The 20,603-nt window shown below is 30.2% G+C and carries 21 protein-coding genes, 8 tRNA genes and 1 riboswitch; of the genes, 20 read left to right on the top strand and 9 right to left on the bottom strand.

The window, feature by feature from the left end:
• The first annotated feature begins 122 nt into the window (after positions 1 to 122).
• Positions 123 to 218, top strand: a complete 96-nt coding sequence (locus GVY01_RS06430; RefSeq protein WP_108017145.1) for a type I toxin-antitoxin system Fst family toxin — start codon at positions 123 to 125, stop codon at positions 216 to 218.
• Between the two features lie 159 nt (positions 219 to 377).
• Here the strand turns inward: GVY01_RS06430 and prsA are convergent, their stop codons facing one another.
• The 4 genes from prsA to GVY01_RS06410 form a co-directional block, all read right to left on the bottom strand.
• Positions 378 to 1,370 (bottom strand): peptidylprolyl isomerase PrsA, encoded by a 993-nt coding sequence (gene prsA / locus GVY01_RS06425; RefSeq protein WP_017638041.1) that lies wholly within the window; start codon positions 1,368 to 1,370, stop codon positions 378 to 380.
• 182 nt (positions 1,371 to 1,552) lie between these two features.
• The gene (locus tag GVY01_RS06420; RefSeq protein WP_029056283.1) at positions 1,553 to 2,110 is read right to left on the bottom strand and encodes a DUF3267 domain-containing protein; all 558 of its coding nucleotides are present in this window, start codon (positions 2,108 to 2,110) and stop codon (positions 1,553 to 1,555) included.
• A 195-nt stretch (positions 2,111 to 2,305) separates the two neighbouring features.
• Entirely contained in the window at positions 2,306 to 2,677 is a 372-nt protein-coding gene (locus GVY01_RS06415; protein ID WP_017638293.1) for a YtxH domain-containing protein, read from the bottom strand.
• Positions 2,678 to 2,754: 77 nt separating this feature from the next.
• On the bottom strand, positions 2,755 to 3,180 hold the full coding sequence (locus GVY01_RS06410; protein ID WP_017638294.1) for an HIT family protein: 426 nt from the start codon (positions 3,178 to 3,180) through the stop codon (positions 2,755 to 2,757).
• A gap of 131 nt (positions 3,181 to 3,311) precedes the next feature.
• On the opposite strand from GVY01_RS06410, the gene ecsA reads away from it, so the two are divergent.
• Together ecsA and ecsB are read left to right on the top strand one after the other, a co-directional pair.
• The gene (gene ecsA, locus GVY01_RS06405; protein ID WP_017638295.1) at positions 3,312 to 4,052 is read left to right on the top strand and encodes an ABC transporter ATP-binding protein EcsA; all 741 of its coding nucleotides are present in this window, start codon (positions 3,312 to 3,314) and stop codon (positions 4,050 to 4,052) included.
• Complete coding sequence (ecsB, locus tag GVY01_RS06400) at positions 4,045 to 5,268, top strand: ABC transporter permease EcsB (protein WP_017638296.1); 1,224 nt, start codon at positions 4,045 to 4,047, stop codon at positions 5,266 to 5,268. Before ecsA ends, ecsB begins: the two co-directional genes overlap by 8 nt.
• A 55-nt stretch (positions 5,269 to 5,323) precedes the next feature.
• Here the strand turns inward: ecsB and traP are convergent, their stop codons facing one another.
• Complete coding sequence (traP, locus tag GVY01_RS06395) at positions 5,324 to 5,827, bottom strand: signal transduction protein TRAP (protein ID WP_017638297.1); 504 nt, start codon at positions 5,825 to 5,827, stop codon at positions 5,324 to 5,326.
• Between the two features lie 338 nt (positions 5,828 to 6,165).
• On the opposite strand from traP, the gene hemE reads away from it, so the two are divergent.
• The 12 genes from hemE (at position 6,166) to GVY01_RS06335 (ending at position 11,536) form a co-directional block, all read left to right on the top strand.
• Positions 6,166 to 7,203, top strand: a complete 1,038-nt coding sequence (hemE, locus tag GVY01_RS06390) for a uroporphyrinogen decarboxylase (protein ID WP_017638298.1) — start codon at positions 6,166 to 6,168, stop codon at positions 7,201 to 7,203.
• Between the two features lie 61 nt (positions 7,204 to 7,264).
• Positions 7,265 to 8,188, top strand: coding sequence for a ferrochelatase (gene hemH, locus GVY01_RS06385; protein ID WP_017638299.1), 924 nt, complete (start codon positions 7,265 to 7,267; stop codon positions 8,186 to 8,188).
• Between the two features lie 21 nt (positions 8,189 to 8,209).
• Positions 8,210 to 9,616: a protoporphyrinogen oxidase gene (gene hemY / locus GVY01_RS06380; RefSeq protein WP_026083532.1), complete on the top strand. Its 1,407-nt coding sequence runs from the start codon at positions 8,210 to 8,212 to the stop codon at positions 9,614 to 9,616.
• A 118-nt stretch (positions 9,617 to 9,734) separates the two neighbouring features.
• Positions 9,735 to 10,289: an RBBP9/YdeN family alpha/beta hydrolase gene (locus GVY01_RS06375; RefSeq protein WP_017638301.1), complete on the top strand. Its 555-nt coding sequence runs from the start codon at positions 9,735 to 9,737 to the stop codon at positions 10,287 to 10,289.
• A 505-nt stretch (positions 10,290 to 10,794) separates the two neighbouring features.
• Positions 10,795 to 10,868, top strand: a tRNA-Met gene (locus GVY01_RS06370).
• A gap of 15 nt (positions 10,869 to 10,883) precedes the next feature.
• Positions 10,884 to 10,959 (top strand) — tRNA-Asp (locus GVY01_RS06365).
• A gap of 13 nt (positions 10,960 to 10,972) precedes the next feature.
• Positions 10,973 to 11,045, top strand: a tRNA-Phe gene (locus tag GVY01_RS06360).
• 13 nt (positions 11,046 to 11,058) lie between these two features.
• A tRNA-His gene (locus GVY01_RS06355) sits at positions 11,059 to 11,134 on the top strand.
• Between the two features lie 28 nt (positions 11,135 to 11,162).
• A tRNA-Gly gene (locus tag GVY01_RS06350) sits at positions 11,163 to 11,236 on the top strand.
• 7 nt (positions 11,237 to 11,243) lie between these two features.
• Positions 11,244 to 11,318: transfer RNA gene (locus GVY01_RS06345), tRNA-Asn, on the top strand.
• Between the two features lies 1 nt (position 11,319).
• Positions 11,320 to 11,391: transfer RNA gene (locus GVY01_RS06340), tRNA-Glu, on the top strand.
• Positions 11,392 to 11,447: 56 nt separating this feature from the next.
• A tRNA-Ser gene (locus GVY01_RS06335) sits at positions 11,448 to 11,536 on the top strand.
• A 196-nt stretch (positions 11,537 to 11,732) separates the two neighbouring features.
• Here GVY01_RS06335 and GVY01_RS06330 read toward each other — a convergent pair.
• Both GVY01_RS06330 and GVY01_RS06325 read right to left on the bottom strand, forming a co-directional pair.
• The gene (locus GVY01_RS06330) at positions 11,733 to 12,134 is read right to left on the bottom strand and encodes a hypothetical protein (RefSeq protein ID WP_051522835.1); all 402 of its coding nucleotides are present in this window, start codon (positions 12,132 to 12,134) and stop codon (positions 11,733 to 11,735) included.
• On the bottom strand, positions 12,127 to 13,074 hold the full coding sequence (locus GVY01_RS06325; protein WP_029055621.1) for an exonuclease domain-containing protein: 948 nt from the start codon (positions 13,072 to 13,074) through the stop codon (positions 12,127 to 12,129). The genes GVY01_RS06330 and GVY01_RS06325 overlap by 8 nt, the downstream gene beginning before the upstream one ends.
• A gap of 770 nt (positions 13,075 to 13,844) precedes the next feature.
• On the opposite strand from GVY01_RS06325, the gene GVY01_RS12805 reads away from it, so the two are divergent.
• The 3 genes from GVY01_RS12805 (at position 13,845) to menC (ending at position 17,067) form a co-directional block, all read left to right on the top strand.
• Positions 13,845 to 13,922 carry a putative holin-like toxin gene (locus GVY01_RS12805; protein ID WP_231290208.1) on the top strand — a complete coding sequence of 26 codons (78 nt, stop codon included), beginning with the start codon at positions 13,845 to 13,847 and terminating at the stop codon, positions 13,920 to 13,922.
• A gap of 729 nt (positions 13,923 to 14,651) precedes the next feature.
• Positions 14,652 to 16,061, top strand: a complete 1,410-nt coding sequence (menE, locus tag GVY01_RS06315; protein ID WP_017637322.1) for an o-succinylbenzoate--CoA ligase — start codon at positions 14,652 to 14,654, stop codon at positions 16,059 to 16,061.
• Positions 16,051 to 17,067, top strand: a complete 1,017-nt coding sequence (menC, locus tag GVY01_RS06310) for an o-succinylbenzoate synthase (RefSeq protein ID WP_017637321.1) — start codon at positions 16,051 to 16,053, stop codon at positions 17,065 to 17,067. Before menE ends, menC begins: the two co-directional genes overlap by 11 nt.
• On the opposite strand, the gene yidD is transcribed toward menC, so the two are convergent.
• Complete coding sequence (yidD, locus tag GVY01_RS06305) at positions 17,048 to 17,305, bottom strand: membrane protein insertion efficiency factor YidD (protein ID WP_017637320.1); 258 nt, start codon at positions 17,303 to 17,305, stop codon at positions 17,048 to 17,050. The genes menC and yidD overlap by 20 nt on opposite strands.
• 66 nt (positions 17,306 to 17,371) lie before the next feature.
• Here yidD and ytkD point away from each other — a divergent pair, with 66 nt between their 5' ends.
• The gene (gene ytkD, locus GVY01_RS06300) at positions 17,372 to 17,839 is read left to right on the top strand and encodes an RNA deprotection pyrophosphohydrolase (RefSeq protein ID WP_017637319.1); all 468 of its coding nucleotides are present in this window, start codon (positions 17,372 to 17,374) and stop codon (positions 17,837 to 17,839) included.
• Positions 17,826 to 18,617 (top strand): alpha/beta hydrolase family protein, encoded by a 792-nt coding sequence (locus tag GVY01_RS06295; RefSeq protein WP_017637318.1) that lies wholly within the window; start codon positions 17,826 to 17,828, stop codon positions 18,615 to 18,617. Before ytkD ends, GVY01_RS06295 begins: the two co-directional genes overlap by 14 nt.
• Before the next feature lie 23 nt (positions 18,618 to 18,640).
• Here the strand turns inward: GVY01_RS06295 and pckA are convergent, their stop codons facing one another.
• Complete coding sequence (gene pckA, locus GVY01_RS06290) at positions 18,641 to 20,233, bottom strand: phosphoenolpyruvate carboxykinase (ATP) (RefSeq protein ID WP_017637317.1); 1,593 nt, start codon at positions 20,231 to 20,233, stop codon at positions 18,641 to 18,643.
• 153 nt (positions 20,234 to 20,386) lie between these two features.
• A riboswitch (SAM riboswitch) is annotated at positions 20,387 to 20,502 on the top strand.
• Positions 20,503 to 20,603: the final 101 nt, after the last annotated feature.

The raw sequence follows: 20,603 nt of genomic DNA, 5'->3' as shown, positions 1-20,603 counted from the left end.
TTCAAAAGTAATTTAAACTAAACAGACAATCTTTATATTTAAAATGTATTTTTTGATGATATAATAATCATGTCGCCTATCTCTCAGGCGTCACTTCGACGATGAGAGGGGGTGTTCATTCCATGTCTGAAATCTTTGTTCATATTATGACTACTGTTATCAGTGGTTGTATGGTTACGTTGTTTGCACATTGGCTACGGCATCGTAACGATAAGTAAATAGGCGACAATTGTAGTCACACTAAAAAATCCCCTCACTACCGCAAATAGTGAGGGGATTGGTGTTTCCATACTGAAATCTTTGTTGATTACATTATAACATGCGTTTGTACTATTGCAAAATGTTACATTTAAAAAAGATTTTAGTGAAGATATATCTTAAGAGCCAGTCATTCCAGTTGTACCTTGTTGTGAACTAGCGCCACCTTGAGAAGACTGTTGTTGCTGTTGTTTTATTTTGTCTGGATCTAAAATAGTATCATCAACTGCTTTTTTAATATCTCTATCTTTATAGTCTACATTATATTCGTCTAATATATCTTTATAAGCATCAGTTAATAATTTAGGATTTTTTTGAATTTTTTGTTCTAAAATTTTAGATTTAAGGTTAGATTTTTCAGAGTTAAAGTCTGTTTCTTTATCTGCTTTAATAATATGATAACCGTAGTCTGTTTTAACTACTTTAGATACTTCGCCTTCTTTAAGTTTGAATAGTGCTTTATCGAAGCTATCCATCATTTGGCCCTTAGTTACATAACCAAGAGAACCATCTTTTTTGGCACTTGATTTATCCATAGATTCTTTTTTAGCGATTTCTCCAAATTTACTTGGATCTTTAGATACTTCTTTTTGAATTTCTTCAGCTTTTTGTTTTGCTTTTTTATCTGATAAACCTTCTTTGTCACTATCTTTAGATTTTACTTTGATCAAGATATGAGAGGCTTTTTTAGTATTATCTTTGATTTCTTTATCTGACACTTTAACTTTATCGTTCAATAGTTCTTTTTGATAAGCTGATAAACGTTTTTGTTCTTTATAATCATCCATAGACATTCCTTGTTGTTTTAAGACACTTTCAAATTGATCTTTACCGCCATATTGTTTTTCTTCTTTTTTAATATCTTTTTCGATATCTTTAGTATCCACTTTGTCTTTATATTTATCTGCAAGAATTTTATCTAATACAATACTAAAGGATTTACTAGCGATTTGGTCTTTACCAATTTTCTTCATCACATCTTCTACTTTAACATCGCCAGCTTTTGATGAAATAAGAGTATTTTCTTTAGAATCAGTTGCATCAGATCCACATGCGCCTAATAAAAGGGCACTTGCAGTTACAGGTATCATAATTTTATTAAATGCTTTCATAAGTTGTTAACTCCTTTATGTATATAATCAAGTAAAATATAACATATAAAATGAGGCGTACCAATTCATAACCCTCTCTTTAGGACTATAGTACTAGTTTTATTAAAAAACATATGAATAATTTTGTTATATAAAATAAAAATTGGACCATATGAGAGGGTCCAATTTTAATATAAAGATCATTATACTGTTGTAACAAATTTCTCTTTCTTTAATATGTGGATACCAGATCGGTGTTCCTCAATATAATTTCCATAATTAGAGAAAATAAGTATCTTTAAATACATTAAATCTAAAATAGAAAAACCAAAGTTAAGTGCCAATAAAAACATAAAATAATGTCCATATTGCGGGAACTTCACACACAAAGCGATGAACAACATTGATATTAAAATGAAAGGTAAAATCAAATTAATACAAAAATAAATTTTATGAATAGGTGTATTAACGTAAGTATTAAAATATGGAATCCATTTTCTTCGCGTTAATTTATGTACTCTAAAAGATTTATAATAAGGAATAAAAAATAACAGATGTACACTTTTATGTAGTGGATACATAAAGAATGTAATTGCTAAAACAATAAGAAAATGTTTGTCAGATAATGGTGTATCACTAAAGAAATACATGATTTCATAACTAACTAAAAACATTATAATAGTACCAACAATACTCATGAAGGCAATTCTAGGTATGCCAAAACGTTCATGAATATCAATTTGTCTTGTACATAAAAACATGAGTCATGCCTCACTTCTTAATCAATATATGATTCGTATTATCTATTGAAATTTGTATGAAGTCAATATCTATTTGCAGATTAGATTAAATGAACATTCTTAATTTAATACTTATGTTCCAAAGTTATTAATAAAATAAAAACCCCTATCCAAATAATTATTCTTGAATAGGGGGAAACATTATAGTACAAAAAATTATTTCTCTTTAGAAAATGTATTACTAATTTCTTCGCCACGATTTTGTAAATTTTCAATATGAGATTGTAATTTTTCGATATTAGGGTTGATATCAGATTTGAAGTTACCAATTAAAGTTTTGATTTCGTCACCAATTGAACTACCAAATTCAGTACCTTCATTTTTAATTTGTGAACTATAATTTAAAATATCGTTAAATGATTGTTTCATAGTTTCAAGTTCACGTTGTAACTCAGATTGAGCGCCAGTAGGTTGGCTACCATCAATAGTATTGTTCTTAACGCTTTGGTCATCACGATTTCTTAAAGATACTGCGAAACCTGCGGCAACACCTACGCCAATACCAAATAATACGCGTGTTACTTTCATTATAATTCTCCTCACTTTTATATCTCGGATAATAGTATTATTCATCTTATACCCATTTTAATACAGATTATGCATGATTATTCGAAATGGGCTTGAATTTGAGCAGCAATTTCTTTTTTAGCATCATCATTTAATTCATCTTCGTGTGTTTCCCATTTATAACCGAAACCATCAATATCATTTTCATATCTTGGAATTAAGTGAAAATGTAAGTGGAATACAGATTGATCAGCAAACTCACCATTATTTTGAATAATATTAAGACCATCAGGATTAAATGCTTTTTTAATTGCATTCGCTACTTTAGGTAGCGCAACGCCGATATGTTTCATTGTTTCTTCATCTGTTTCAAAAATATTTGCAGAAGCTTTTTTAGGAATTAATAATGTGTGTCCTTTTGTAACTTGAGAAATATCTAAAAATGCATAGACATAGTCATTTTCATATATTTTAAAGCTTGGTATTTCACCAGTAATAATTTTACTGAAAATTGTTTCAGACATTTTGATAACACTCCTCTTCGTTTCATCTTAAAATACATTATAGCATTACTTAGGAAAAAACGTCATTCTTCATAGCTAATTTTAGGAGTAAAACATAATTTTTGGTACAATAGTTTTCGTGGAGGTGCCTTATGACAGTAAAAGTAGAACATCTAACAGGTGGTTATGGAAAACGACCAGTTATTAAAGATATCAATTTTGAATTAAATAAAGGTGAGATAGTTGGATTGATAGGTTTAAATGGGGCTGGAAAGAGTACTACAATTAAACATATGTTAGGATTATTAACGCCTTCATCAGGGTCACTATCAATTTCAGAAACAAATATAAATGACGATATAGAAGAATATCGTAGAAAACTTTCATATATTCCAGAATCACCAGTAATATATGAAGAATTGACTTTACAAGAACATATAGAAATGACTGCGATGGCTTATGGTCTTACACATGAAGTAGCAATGGAAAGGGCAAAGCCTTTATTAAAAGTATTTAGACTTGAAGATGAATTAAAAGTTTTTCCAAGTCATTTTTCAAAAGGTATGAAACAAAAAGTCATGATTATATGTGCATTTATTGTGAATCCTGAATTATACATTATCGATGAACCATTTCTAGGATTGGATCCATTAGGTATACAATCAATGCTCGATTTAATGGTAGAAAAGAAAAATGAAGGACGTACAGTTCTTATGAGTACACATATTTTAGCTACTGCAGAGCGTTATTGTGATCGATTTATTATCTTAGATAAAGGTGAAGTTGTAGCATTTGGTAATTTAGAAGAGTTAAGAGAACAAACAGGATTGAAAGAACACACACTAGATGATATTTATATTCACGTCACTCAAGGTGGAAATGCCAATGATTAATGAGGCAACTACATTATTCAGGAAACGTCAGAAAGCGATTCGAAAGGAAAAGAATTATTATAATAAATTCATTTTCAATGGTCACTTTACAGTATTTTTATTAATATTATTTGGTGCTTTTATAATGGGGTATGGCGAATGGTTGAAGCATATACCTCAACATATTGATTATGCTATGATTACAAGTATTATTATCGCCTTGTTATCATTATTTCCATTAAGAACATTATTAAAAGAAGCAGACCAAATTTTTCTATTACCATTTGAAAAATATATGAAACGATACATGACATTAAGTATTAATTATAGTTATTTCACTAGAATAATGATGTTATTACTTATTCTTATTGTTCCCTTCCCATTATTCTATCAATTAAGTGAAAGTAATATTCAATATTATATTGCATTTGCGTTAGTTGCCTTATTAACACCATATATAGTATTGCATTTAAGATGGTGTTTATATCAATTAGGTGTATCTACTTGGATAGTTAATGTGAGTTTTTTCATTATTTTAAGCCTTAATTTTTATATAATATTAGGCTTACATTTTTATTTAGGGATATTAATTACGATTGCAATGGCAGTGTTAATTGTTGTACTAAAAGGTAAGGTAGCTAAACAATTATACCCGTGGGAAAGAATGATTGCGATTGAGCAAAGACATCATACGAATTATTATAAATTCGTGAATATGTTTACAGATGTTAAACATTTAAGAGAGACAGCAGTACGTCGTAGTTATTTAGATTTTATTTTACCAGTACCAAAAGGCAAAAAATTTAATGCCAATCAAATGTACTTATATTTATTTATGAGAAGTTTTGTAAGAGGGAGAGATGCTTTTAGCATTATAATAAGATTAATGTTAATCGCAGTTGTATTAATCATATGGCTTTCTCATCCTATTGTAGGTATTTTAATAGGAAGTTTATTTATGTATATCACGCTATTGCAAATGTCACAGTTTTATACGCAACAAGCTTATGGTCTCTGGCCTCAAGTTTGGCCAGCACCAGATACTATTGTAATTAAAGGATACGAAAAATTTCTTTATAGACTTATGATAGTTATAGGTGTGGTATTCACAATAGCATTTTCAATTATGAATCCTACATTATTCTTTTTCTCAATTGTATTTTTCTTAGTAGGCTATTTGACTATTAGAAGTACAATTAAAAAACTAAAATATCAAGAAACGTTATTACGAGATTAAAAAAGTTGTCCTATTTGCGAAATTGAATTACTTCGCTATAGGACAACCTTTTTTATTATTGATGATCTACAGGATATAAGTAACGTTCAAAATAACTTGAATGTTGACCGCTATATCCAAAGAATTGATTTAAAGCAGTTTTAGAAAAGTGCTCTTGGAATAAATCTGATGATTTGAAATCTTCATAAGCACTTCTATTCGCAAAACCAAAATATAATTTATAAGTATTACCTTCTAATGGTCTCAATAATCGATAACTTTTGAAACCGCCAAAGTTATCAAATGGAGCACCAAAATGAAGAAGTTGTTTTTCTAATTGATTTTTATGATCTTCAGATGAAGGTATGAAGAGTGCAGAATAGAAATGTTCTTCATTAAATTCACCCACACTATATAAAACTTCATAAGCACTTGGATGTTTCAGTACAGATTTGCCTTCAGTTTCTTCTAAAATAACTGATGTATCTGAAGCAGAATATTGAAATAGATTATGATCTGGATTATTAATTTGAATTTGATTTAAAAAACCATAAGTACCATACGATGTATATAAATTCATGATCCTTACCTCCCTTATTTTAATTAATTATACGATTATAAATTTTTATTTTCTACCTTCAAAGTCTTAATTTTGAAATAAATGTATAAAAATGAATTGATTTTTTACAAAATAAACTAAAATTAATTGCTATTAATTTATATCATTACTGTTAAATGTTTAATTAAAATACTAATACACTTTAACAAAATGAAAAATTATGAGATAAGCTAGGTAGATACAATTAATTTATAAAACTTTTTACTATGTCTTTTTTATGACATTTAAGCACATTAAAATACGAAAGAACTAAGTATATGCTATTATAGATAAGAATGATTTTAATTTAGGAGGACTATATGGTACATAGTAAGAATGATACTATTTTAAAAATGATTAAAGGTGAAAAGACCTCTCATACACCAGTCTGGTTTATGCGTCAGGCAGGGCGATCTCAACCTGAATATCGTAAATTAAAAGAGAAATATTCACTGTTTGAAATTACTCATCAACCTGAACTATGTGCTTATGTGACACATTTACCAGTTGATAATTACAATACGGATGCAGCAATTTTATATAAAGATATTATGACACCTTTAAAACCTATTGGTGTAGATGTAGAAATCAAATCTGGAATAGGTCCAGTTATTCAAAATCCAATCAAAACAGTCCAAGACGTGGAAAAGTTATCACAGATAGATCCGAAAAGAGATGTGCCATATGTTTTAGATACAATCAAACTGTTAACTGAAGAAAAATTAAATGTACCTTTAATTGGATTTACTGGCGCACCATTTACACTAGCCTCATATATGATAGAAGGTGGCCCTTCTAAAAACTATAATCAAACAAAAGCTATGATGTACAGTGATGAAGCGACTTGGTTTGCTTTAATGGATCATTTAGTAGCGGTTTCGATAGATTATGCTAATGCACAAGTAGAAGCTGGTGCTGAATTAATTCAAATTTTTGATTCATGGGTCGGCGCATTAAATGTTCAAGACTATAGAAAATATATTAAACCAGGTATGGACAAGTTAGTTAAAGGCATTAAATTAAAACATGATGTTCCAGTTATTTTGTTCGGAGTGGGTGCTAGTCATTTAATCAATGAATGGAATGATTTACCTATAGATGTATTGGGACTTGATTGGAGAACATCAATACAACAAGCACAACAGCTTGGTGTAACTAAGACGCTACAAGGTAATTTAGATCCTTCATTATTATTAGCACCATGGGATGTAATAGAAGAAAGATTAAAAGATATCTTAGATCAAGGCATGGAAAGAGGACAACATATTTTCAACCTTGGACATGGTGTGTTCCCAGAAGTTCAACCAGAAACTTTACGTAAAGTAAGCCAATTCGTTCACGACTATACACATCAGTAATTTAGCATTATGAATTTCAATAGATTAAGTAATAGCAATAGACTAAAGGGTGGTTTTATAAATGAGTAAAACAATAGGTTTATTAGTAATGGCATATGGTACACCTTATAAAGAAAGTGACATTGAGCCGTATTATACTGACATTAGACATGGTAAAAAACCAACAGATGACGAGCTACAAGATTTAAAAGATCGTTATGAATTTATTGGGGGATTATCTCCATTAGCTGGAACAACAGACAGACAAGCAGAAGCATTAAGAGATGCATTAAATGAATCTTATGAAGATGTAGAGTTTAAATTATATTTAGGGCTAAAACATATTTCACCGTATATAGAAGAAGCGGTTGAATCTATGCATAAAGATGGAATTACTGAAGCGGTCACTGTTGTATTAGCACCACATTATTCAAGTTTTTCAGTAGGATCTTATGATGAACGTGCAGAAGAAGAAGCTGAAAAATATGGTATTCAATTACATCATGTAAAACATTATTACCATCAACCTAAATTCTTAGAGTTTTGGACTAATCAAATCAATCACACATTAGAACAAATTCCTACAGAAGAACATGATGACACTGTATTAGTAGTATCAGCTCATAGCTTACCAAAAGGTTTAATTGAGAAAAATAATGACCCTTATCCAAATGAGTTACATGATACTGCAGTACAATTAAAAGAGCAATCAAATATTATCCACGTAGCAGAAGGTTGGCAATCAGAAGGTAATACAGGTACACCTTGGTTAGGACCTGATGTTCAAGATTTAACAAGAGATTTATTTAATGAACATGGATATAAACATTTTATTTATACGCCAGTAGGATTTGTATGCGAACACCTTGAAGTGTTATATGACAATGACCATGAATGTAAAGTAGTGTGCGATGACATAGGTGCAAACTACTATCGTCCAGAGATGCCTAATACGCATCCATTATTTATTGGTGCGATTGTAGACGAAATTAAAACAGTATTTTAATAGAAGGAAGCGTGAATGATTTTGAGTAAGAATGTAGCAATCATCGGAGCAGGTATAACCGGTTTAACAAGTGCTTACTATATGAAAAAACAAAATCCTAACTTAAATGTTACTATCTATGAGGCAAATAATCGTCCAGGTGGTAAAATTCAAACGTATCGTAAAGATGGTTATACTATTGAATTAGGACCCGAATCATACTTAGGTAGAAAAACTATTATGACTGATATAGCTAAGGAGATTGGATTAGGCGATGATTTGATTACGAATACTACAGGTCAATCATACATTTATGCTAAAAATAAATTATATCCTATCCCAGGTGGTTCTATTATGGGAATACCTACGGATATAGAACCTTTTATAAAAACAAAATTGATTTCTCCATTAGGTAAGTTACGAGCAGGTCTAGATCTATTTAAAAAGCCTATAGAGATTGAAGATGACATTTCAGTAGGTGACTTTTTTAGACAGCGTTTAGGTGATGAAGTACTTGAAAATTTAATTGAGCCACTAATGGGTGGCATTTATGGTACAAATATTGATGATTTAAGTTTGATGAGTACTTTCCCTAATTTTAAAGAAAAAGAAGAAGCTTTTGGTAGTTTAATCAAAGGCATGAAAGATGAGAAGGAACAACGTATTAAACAACGCCAACTATATCCAGGTGCCCCTAAAGGTCAATTTAAGCAATTTAGACACGGACTTAGTTCGTTCATAGAGGCTTTAGTTGAAGCTGTAACAAAACAAGGTGTCAATATTGAATATAATACAGAGGTTGAAGATATTATTATATCTCAAACTGACTATCAAGTAATTGTCGATGGCAAAAAAGAATTTTATGATGGGGTATTAGTAACAACACCACAACAAGTCTTTATGGACTGGTTTAACCATGATCCAGCATTTGATTATTTCAATACAATGGATTCAACGACAGTAGCAACAGTGGTACTTGCATTTGATGAAAAGGATATTGAAAATACTTATGATGGAACAGGTTTCGTTATTGCTAGAACAAGTAATACAAGCATAACAGCATGTACATGGACTTCAAAAAAATGGCCATTTACAACTCCAGAAGGAAAAGTGTTAATCCGAGCTTATGTTGGTAAACCAGGAGATACAGTTGTTGATGATCATACAGATGAAGAAATTGTATCTATTGTACGTCAAGATTTACAACAGATGATGACGTTCAAAGGTGACCCAGAATTTACCATTGTTAATCGTTTGCCTAAGAGTATGCCTCAATACCATGTAGGTCATATTAAGCAAATTAGAGAAATACAACAGCATATTAAACGAACTTATCCACGTTTAAAAATTACTGGTGCACCATTTGAAGCAGTTGGACTACCAGATTGTATTCAACAAGGACATAAAGCAGTTGATGAAATGCTAGAAGAATTAAAGTTGATCAATTAACAAATCAATTAAGCACTTTGAAGGGATAAATATATCTTTTTAAAGTGCTTTTATTATAAAATAAAGTAAAATGAGTCATGATTATTTTTTAAATTATATAATGTGAGGTTTGATAATAATGACAGACGTAATAATAGTTCATTCAAGTGTAGGCAATGCACATAATCATTGGTATGAATGGTTAGGACATAATTTAACATTAGAAGGTTATGAGGTTACATTATTTAATTTAGAAGCAGATACACCTGCTAATCTAGATATGTGGGTAACACAAATGCAACAGCAAATAAATGTTAGGAAAAAAGATACATATTTTGTGACACATGGATTTGGAACAATCACAAGTTTAAAATTTATTGAAAGTTTAAATCAAAATATTGAAGGTTTATTCAGTATTGCTGGATTTAGAGACGATGCACAAGATATTGATGAAAATATAGATTTACAAGATGTAACCATAGATTATGATACTGTCAAAAATAAAGTAGACTACTTTTATGGACTTTGTTCAAAGAGTGACAAGCATGTTTCATATAAAGAAACAAAAAGACTTATGGATACACTAGAAGGTCATATTCGTGTTGTTGAAGAAGGCGGTCATTTCATGGAAGAAGATGGTTTTACAACATTTACCGCTTTACAAGATCGTATGCAAGGACTAATGACACAATAATTTGATATGAGTAGGGGAGGGGAGGTATTTATAAAGTTTAATCAGATATAAACAATAAGTGTTTTGTTATCGGTGTTAATATAGTGCTAAAAGATAACTAAACATGTATATTAAACCAATGTTAGTAGGATTTATTTGAAGGAATGTTCCAGTAGATACGTCGCAAAATCAATAAGCTTTATTAAGAAATGTTTCTTTTTAAGATTTATAACATGTGTAAAAAGTTTAATTTGATGATGTTGGCAAGTGATTTTGTGACCATTTGCACACTTTTGTTATAAAATGATTTAACTAGTTAATTATTACACATTTTAATTGTAAATAATTATTGACTATTAGTTTTAAAATTAATATACTAATAAAGTGTTAAGCGAGAGCGATTTAAAGCTAATTTGATGTATCAAACATTTTGAAATTTAAGAGATTGTAAATTTAAATTAAAAAATGTATTGACTTTGTTAAGTTAATAATGGTACAATAATCAAGTAGTCAAAAATAATATTATCGCGGGATGGAGCAGTTCGGTAGCTCGTCGGGCTCATAACCCGAAGGCCGGTGGTTCAAATCCGCCTCCCGCAATACATAGTTTTAATAGGTCTCGTAGTGTAGCGGTTAACACGCCTGCCTGTCACGCAGGAGATCGCGGGTTCGATTCCCGTCGAGACCGCCATCATTATTATTGTGGTTCAGTAGCTCAGTTGGTAGAGCAATGGATTGAAGCTCCATGTGTCGGCAGTTCGACTCTGTCCTGAACCATTCGTCATTTTTGGCGGTTGTGGCGAAGTGGTTAACGCATCGGATTGTGGTTCCGACATTCGAGGGTTCGATTCCCTTCAACCGCCCCATAATCGTATTACATTTCACATTTTATATGCGGGTGTAGTTTAATGGCAAAACCTCAGCCTTCCAAGCTGATGTTGTGGGTTCGATTCCCATCACCCGCTCCATTATTATTCCACAGTAGCTCAGTGGTAGAGCTATCGGCTGTTAACCGATCGGTCGTAGGTTCGAGTCCTACCTGTGGAGCCATGGCTCCTTGGTCAAGCGGTTAAGACACCGCCCTTTCACGGCGGTAACACGGGTTCGAGTCCCGTAGGAGTCATACAAACAGAAGTGAAATATCGCTTCTGTTTTTTTATTTATCATATTATATATTATGGAGAGTTGTCCGAGTTGGCCGAAGGAGCACGCCTGGAAAGTGTGTAGGCGCCACAAGCGTCTCGAGGGTTCGAATCCCTCACTCTCCGTACATACTTTAAAATCAGTGAAAATCTGATAAGCTTGAAATAGGGGAACGTTGTTAAATCAACGTTCTTTTTTATTTTGAGGAAATCTATAACTTTATGTTGTGAGATTTTTAGCAAATAAGTGTATAAATCGAATTAAAATAACATGTTTTTTATTGTTGTAACTTTAGTTTATTTACTGTTTTTTAATTAGGCCTCATCTATTAAATAGATTGTTATAGTCATAATAAATTCTACAGCTAGAGGACTCGTCGAATTTAAAATTACTTAATATGAAATAAAATTTTATATAATTTACTATTTTGTATTTTAGTGCTAGTTCTTGTGAATAATTTATTGTTTTCTTTGTATTCATAAATTGCCAAAACTTAATTTCTAAATCAGTAGGCTTTTCTTCTTTAATTACTTTATTTCTTAATACTATTCTTTTAGGAATGTTACTTAAGTAATATTCACCAGATTTTGACTTTGTTTTTATATTAAAGGATACATAAATCGATAGTAGAATAGATCTACCAAAATAACAATCTCTATCGCCTTGTGAATATGTTTCTTCAATTAAATATGTGTGTTTAGTTGTTGTTATTTTTTTAATCATATATTTTCTCGCTTTCTAATAAATTTAATAGCTCATTTTCAGAAAGTAATTTAATATTGTATCCTTCACATATCAGTTTTCGTGCTTTTCTTTGCTTACTAACTAATCCATCAGTTCCTTTAAATCTTTCTTCTTGAATTCCTTCAATTAAAATATCTGTCTTTTTAGATACATCACTACGTATTATTGCTCCGTTTTCTCTAGCTTTGATCATTAAATTGCTTTTACCAGACTTGAATTCTCCAGTGAATACAATATTTTTATCTAGTAAATGAATGTTATTAGGATGTAAAATTTTATACTGATTTATAACTGATAGAGTAGGCCTTTTATATTTTCTAAATGATGGCAAAGCATATTGAATATTAGTGAATTCACTATACTTTATATATGAATGATCCATATTTTGTATAAGTTCTAACATACTTTTATAATTATTTGTTTCCGATACTATTAGTAAAATAGCAGTTAATGCCTTTACATCATATTGAGCTGAATGCAAGTTATCTGTTGATATATTGAATGTTTTACACAAACTACTCATACTGAAAGATTTAAGGTTAAGATATTTTCTAAATATTGCAATACTATCTATGTATATGAATTTGATCATAGGGAATTTATTATGTTCTATAGTTGATAATAAAACTGATACATCAAAGTGTGCATTATGAGCTATTACATAGCTACTATTTTCTATATAATGTTTAATTTGATCGTAAACGTCTTCAAATTTTGGCGCTGCTTCTATTACTTTCTTAGGTATTTTATGAATAAGTGCAATTTCATTATCATAGTAATTATTTTTAGGATTTATATATGTACTATATGTATCAATAATTTTTAATCCTTTCACTAAATTAATAGCAATTTCACAAGGACTATTTGTTTCATTATTCATAATTTCAAAATCAATTATAGCTACATCATATTTCTTCATTAATTTCCTCCAGTTATAATTATAAATTTAAGCGTACATACCTGAAGTTACAAACATAATTATTTCTTTTTTAACATACTTAAATAAGTAATTATTTAAGTATTAATCACTGTTAAATTGAGTTTTCAATATATGGTCTTGTTTTTGTGTGAATTTTTATATAAACATAAACATACTTATGTTATATATTCTTAAGCAAAGATATCTCTGTTATTTTTATAAAAATTGTATATCTATATTATATTATTATATACTAAAATAATATAATGGTGTAGAATGATTATAACTTTAGTAAATAAAAAGTAAAATCATCACAATCGAAAGTCGATATTTTTAAATTTAAGAAGAAAAATAGATTAAATGTGAACTGATTATTCGTAAATAGAGATAATTTAGATATCATTGAGGATTTAAAATAAATGAAAGTGGAAGTAAAGATCCGTATTAAATGAAAGGTATATAAGTAGTAAACCTTGATCTTATACTATATCTGAAAATTTCTATAAATTATAATAAAAATTGTTCTATAAGAGGTGAAAGTCATGAGCAGAGAATTGAGAAAAAAGTTAACATTCTATATTAATATAGCAACTTTGATTTTACTTATCATTAATATGATTAAAACAAAATAAAAATGTTATAATATATCTTGGACAAGTTAAGTTGATGGTGGCTATCTGAGTATAAGAGGGTGGTGCCTATGATGGCATTACTTAAATCTTTAGAAAGGGACGCCTATTGTGATTTCTATTGTAGACGCATTAAGCCTTATGATAGGTTTCGGTACATTTATCGTTACACACATTGAGGTAATGGTTACAATAATTAAAATAAATCATAAAAAATAACCATCATTTATAACTTTGACTGAGTTAGATGGTTATTTTTATAGCTAATATAATTTGAGTCACCGTCTTTTTAACGGGTTCAATGGCGACATGTTATAGCATGTCGTCTTTTTGATTTTTATAATTTTATATTAGCATAACAGTATTAAAATTTTCTATTGTAGAAAGAATTACAACATATTAAATCTGCTTCTATAAGTGTAAGTTCTAAATAAAAAGTTAAAGTAATCAGGTGTTAGTTGAGTCTATTGAAAATTGACTCAATTTATAAAGAAAGGGTAAAGTTTTCAATTGATTTAGTTTTTTATAAAGAAAATCCTAGAATCATACCCAAAGGTAAATTCTAGGATTAATTTATATAGGTCTTACATTGTTATGTCCTTAGATGAATAAATGTAGTTTATTTATTTTCAAATAAACCTTTGAAAAATTCTACTGCTTTTTTGATGATAGCTGTGATATTTTCCATTACTATTCACCTCCTATGTAAGCTACTTTTAATATAAATCATTTTTAATTATCATAGATTATTTATTCTTATTTTATAAATTTATTTTCATAAACGTAACATTTCTCTGCGAAATTAGACAGTTATGAATTCAAATGTGTTAACAAAGAGTGATATATCTTATTATTAAATTCAAATTTCTAAATTCAAGCTTTAATCACTGATAGAATGCGTTAAAATCGTTATAATTATCTTTGTAATGATAATTGGAGGAATGACTTGTGAACTTCTGGTTAAAAGATCAATCAGTAAAAAATAAAGATAAAATAGCTGTTACAGATGGCGCACATCAAATGACATTTAAGGAATTATATGATGATGCATTTCATTTAGCACAGCAACTACAAAACCTTAATCAAACGAGAATAGGGTTACATATAAATAATCGTATTGAATCTTTAGTATTGATACATGCATGTTGGATCGCCAATATCGAAATTGCTATGATAAATACACGATTAACAAAGAATGAAATTATTGCTCAAATGAATTCTATACAAGTGAGCACAATAGTAACGACAACTACACTCGAAATGGATCAATTTGATATATATACGCTTGAGGATATTCAAAATTTATCTCCTCAAAATATAAATTCTAATGTATTTCAATTAGAAAACATTGCTTCTATCATGTTTACATCTGGCACTACTGGTCCTCAAAAAGCTGTCCCTCAAACTTTTGAAAATCATCTCGCAAGTGCAATAGGTTGTAAGGAAAGTTTAGGTTATAATCAGCAGACGATTTGGTTATCTGTATTACCGATATATCATATATCAGGTCTGAGTGTCATTTTAAGAAGTGTTATAGAAGGATTTACAGTACGTATTTTAGAAAAGTATAATACTGATACAATGCTTCAAATTATTCAAAATGAAAATATTACGCATGTTTCTCTTGTACCACAAACTTTAAAATGGTTAATGGATGCTGGATTACAGAGTCCATATCAATTAGAAAAAATCTTATTGGGTGGTGCAAAGCTATCAGCAAATTTAATTCAACAAGCTTTAAACTACAAACTACCTATTTATAATTCATTTGGTATGACTGAAACGTGTTCACAATTTTTAACAGCAACGCCAGATATGTTAGCACAACGTTATGATACTGTAGGGGTGCCTAGTGATAAAGTAGAAGTGAAAATTAAGCAACCTAATCAAAATGGACATGGTGAATTATTAATTAAAGGAAACAACGTAATGAATGGCTATTTATATCCTGTTAATTTAACAGATACATTTGAAGATGGCTTTTTCAAAACAGGGGATATAGCTGAAATAGATGAAGATGGTTTTGTTATGATTTATGATCGACGTAAGGATTTAATTATCAGTGGTGGCGAAAATATATATCCTTATCAAATTGAATCTATAGCTAAATATTATCCAAACATTGAAGATGCTGTTTGTATTGGTCAATCAGATGATACGTGGGGACAAGTACCTATATTATATTATATTGCCGATACAAAAATTAATGAAATCGAATTAAGACAATATATGTTGGATCATTTAGCAAAGTACAAAGTACCAAAGTCTTTTTATCAAGTTGAAGAATTGCCATATACTTCTACAGGTAAACTCCAAAGAAATAAAATGATACAAAAGGAAGAAAAAAATGATTATTAATCAATTAAATTTTTACTTATATAATCAGCCTTTTAAATCACCAATTGTAACGCCTAAAGTAAAATTAGAAACAAGAAAAACATTAGTCATTGAATTCATTGATAATCACGGGGATGCATATTTTGGAGAATGTAATGCATTTCAAACTCAATGGTATGATAATGAAACTATTGATTCCGTAAAAGAAAACATTAAACAATGGTATGATCGTATAAAGAATAAAGAAATGTCAACTTTTAAAGAATGGCAATCATCACTCGAGCTTTTAAATGATTATCCAGCAGCAAGATGTACAATTATGATGGCTATCTATCAAAAATATTATAAACTTGAATCATTTAAAGTTCCGTATGGTGCAACTGTAAACGGTATGACTGAAATACAATTAAATCGTTTGGCTCAAACACAACCTAAGCGAATTAAATTAAAGTATTCAAATCAATTAATTTCAGACATCGATAATTTACAATCACTTAGTTTTAGTTTTGATTTGGCTATAGATGCCAATGAATCCCTTAATCTGACACAATATCAATCTATTATAGAAAATATAGACCATGATATTCTTTATATTGAAGAACCATTTCAATCATTAGATGATATCAAACGCATTAATGGAAAACCTTATCCACCTATTGCTCTTGATGAAAAGGCCACTTCCACTCAAGAAATCAAAAATATTATATCTGAATATCCAATAGAGGTAGTTATATTGAAACCATTTAGACTTGGTGGTATTGATCGAGTATTAGATGCAATACAAACCCTTCATAAAGAAGGGGTGAAAGTTGTGATTGGTGGTATGTATGAATATGGGTTAAGCCGATATTTTACTGCAATGTTAGCTCAACATGGGGATTATCCTGGAGATGTGACACCAATGGGTTATTATTTTGAAAATGATTTTGTAGAAAATGAAGGTATATTAAAAGAGGGAATGATAGAATTCAATCCCCCTGTAGTTAATCGTACAAAATTAGAATGTATTAATGATGATTGTGTTTAGCATGATGTGATTTCGATTTGTTTTTTGCAAGTGGCACTGGATCGTATCCACCTTTGTGTAAAGGATGACATTTTAATATTCGACGTATGCCTAAGTATAATCCTTTGAATGCACCATGATATTGTATCGCTTCTCGTGTATATTCTGAACATGTTGGATAGAATCGACACGTTGGTGGCGTTAATGGCGAGATAAAACGTTGATAAAAATGTATTAAGGCAAGAAATAATTTTTTCATAATAATGCCTCCGAGCAAATTTTAGAATATAGGTATTTTAACATATTATAAAGGGATGTGATGTACATGAAGTTTTTAGATAAAGACCAAAGAGAGGTACACCTAACATATAAAACAAATAAAGATGTTCCTACGGGTAATCATGTACTTGCTATTCCAGTATATCAACATCAATTATTGTTTACTTGTCATAAAATTAGAGGTATTGAATTTCCTGGTGGCAAAAGAGAACTCAATGAAACTAGTATTGATGCTATACGGAGAGAATTGTATGAAGAAACTGGTGCTCATGCTATCGATATTAAATATATAGCACAATATAAAGTTGAAACAAATAGTAATATAGATTTTGTGAAAGATGTATATTTTATACAAGTTGATACGCTAAAAGAACAATCTGACTATCTAGAAACAGATGGTCCATGTTTATTTCAATCAGTTGAATCAATTCCCGATAATAAAAAAAGCTTTTTACTTAAAGATGATGCTATCTTGCATTGTTATGAAAGGGTGAAGACACTTGGATTTTATTAAAGTTAAAAAAATGCCAATAGAGATGAGGACACATCATTTTGATGAAATAACCTATCAAGTTGATCATCTTAATGTCAAAGCTTTAATGATGACACCTTATAAAAAAGTAAAACGCATTGTTATCTATTTGCGAGGTGGTAAAGGACAAGTAGGGCGTGTCAGAGCTGCAAGGCTAATGCAGTTTGCTAATGATGAAACTCTAGTTGTAGGTCCATATTATAGAGGTAACAATGGTAGTGAAGGCAAAGATGAATTTTATCGTGGAGATTTAAATGATGTCACTGAGCTCATTCGTTTACTGTATTCAAAGCATCCACAAGCCTTTATTCATATGATTGGTTTTTCACGTGGTGGTTTACAAGGATTATTAACTTTTCAAGACTTACCTGTAAATAGTTATATTATATGGGGTGGGGTATCTGATATTTATTTAATGTATGAGGAACGTGTTGATTTAAGAGGGATGTTAAGACGAATGGTTGGACATCCTATTAAAGATGCTCAAAATTATACTGATAGAGAGGCAATACATAATATTACGCCACAAAGTCCGCCAATACTTATTGTTCATGGTGGAAATGATAAGCAAGTTGGTATACATCAAGCTTATTATTTAGAACGACGCTTAAATGAGATTGGAGCAAACTTTGATACTTTTTATCAAATGAAAGAAGGACATGTACCACGCCCATTTGCTTTGAAAGAAACACTTGAATATATTCATCAATGGATGAATCAAATTGAAAATGATAAAGATAACGAAAGCGCAACAGAATGAATTTTCTGTCGCGCTTTTTACCATTATTTATTAAATGCACCTTTATCTGAAATATGTTCTACTTCAGAGCCGAATTTTTTGAAGTTTTCTTCAAAACGTTGAATTAAGTCATTAGCTTGTGCTTTATATTTTTCAGGGTCACTCCATGCATTAATTGGATTTAAGATAGTTTTAGGAACATCTTCTACTTCCACTGGAATATTTAATCCAAATGAAGCATCTTTAGTATATTCTGCATTTTTTAATTTACCTGAAATAGCTTGGTTAACCATTTGACGTGTATAATGTAAACTTATTCTTCTACCAACGCCATATTTACCACCTGTCCATCCTGTGTTAACAAGGTAAACATCAACTTCATGCTTATCAATTAATTCACCTAATAAATCAGCATAAACTGTAGGATGTAATGGTAAGAATGGTGCACCAAAGCAAGTAGAGAATGATGGTTCAGGTTCAGTAACGCCACGTTCTGTACCAGCTAATTTAGATGTGAATCCACTTAAGAAGTGATACATTGCTTGGTCTTTAGTTAATTTTGAAATTGGAGGAATGACACCAAAAGCATCCGCTGTTAAAAAGATAATTGTATTAGGATGAGCTGCTTTGGAAGGTAATACAATATTATCTATATGGTGAATAGGGTATGCCGCTCTTGTGTTTTCAGTGAATTTATTATCATCAAAATCAACCGTGCCATCATTTTTGACAACAGTATTTTCTAAAATGGTACCATATTTAATTGCATCGAAAATTTGTGGTTCTTTTTCTTTTGAAAGGTTGATTGCTTTAGCGTAGCAACCTCCTTCGATATTGAACACACCATTTTTATTCCAGCCGTGTTCGTCATCTCCAATTAATTTTCTATCAGGATCAGCTGATAATGTTGTTTTACCAGTACCTGATAAACCAAAGAATAATGCTACGTCACCTTTATTACCAACATTTGCTGAGCAATGCATACTCATAATATCTTGCATTGGTAATAAATAGTTCATAACTGAGAATATACCTTTTTTCATTTCGCCAGCATATTCAGTACCACCAATTAAAATGACTTTATGTTTGAATGAAACGATAACAAAAGTTTCTGTTTTTGTACCATCGACTTCTGGGTCAGCTTTAAAATGAGGTGCTGATACAATGGTAAAGTCTGATTTGATAGATTTAGCTTCTTCTTTTGATTCAGGACGTATAAACATATTATGTGCAAAAAGATTATGCCAAGCTAATTCATTAATTACAGTTAGTTTTAAGCGTGAATCTTTGTCACTTCCAGCGTAACCATTAAATACGTATAGTTCATCTTTCTTACCTAAATAATTTAATACTTTGTTATAAAGTTTTAAAAATGTTTCTTCATCTATCGGCTGATTAACGTCTCCCCAATCAACATTATCTCTATATGAAGGTTCTGTAACGATAAACTTATCTTTAGGTGAACGCCCAGTGTATTTACCGGTACTTGCATTAATAGCGCCCAACTCAGTAAGTTCACCTTCATTATTATCTAAGATTTTATTGTAAAGTTGAGTTGTAGATAATTGAAACTGTGTAGATGGTTTTTCTAATAATTGTTTGATTTTAATAGTTTCAGAGTATGTATCGATCGACATACTTAATCCCTCCAGATAGTTGTAATGTAAGCCTTTACATTTCAATAGTATAACATATTAAGTTAATTAATCCACCGTAAATTTTCATTAAAATAACTTAATTCTAAAATTGACATTAATTCGCTAATTATGTAGTATTAATTTTAACGGATTCTCTTATCCTGAGTGGTGGAGGGACATGGACCCAATGAAACCCAGCAACCTCTTTTTTGTATAGAAAAGAAAGGTGCCAAACCGTTTGCAGACCTATATTGTCTGAACGATAAGAGCGAATGGACGTATAAGAGCCTTCTCTCTATCTAGATACTAGTTAGCAGAAGGCTCTTTTATTTAGCTCAAATAAAAGAGAATTATCGTAATAAATTTTTAA

The organism is Staphylococcus sp. 8AQ (assembly GCF_902506595.1).
Classification (GTDB): Bacteria; Bacillota; Bacilli; order Staphylococcales; family Staphylococcaceae; genus Staphylococcus; species Staphylococcus pasteuri.
Note: the sequence above shows the minus strand (reverse complement) of the source record. Positions and strands in the feature narration are given on the sequence as shown.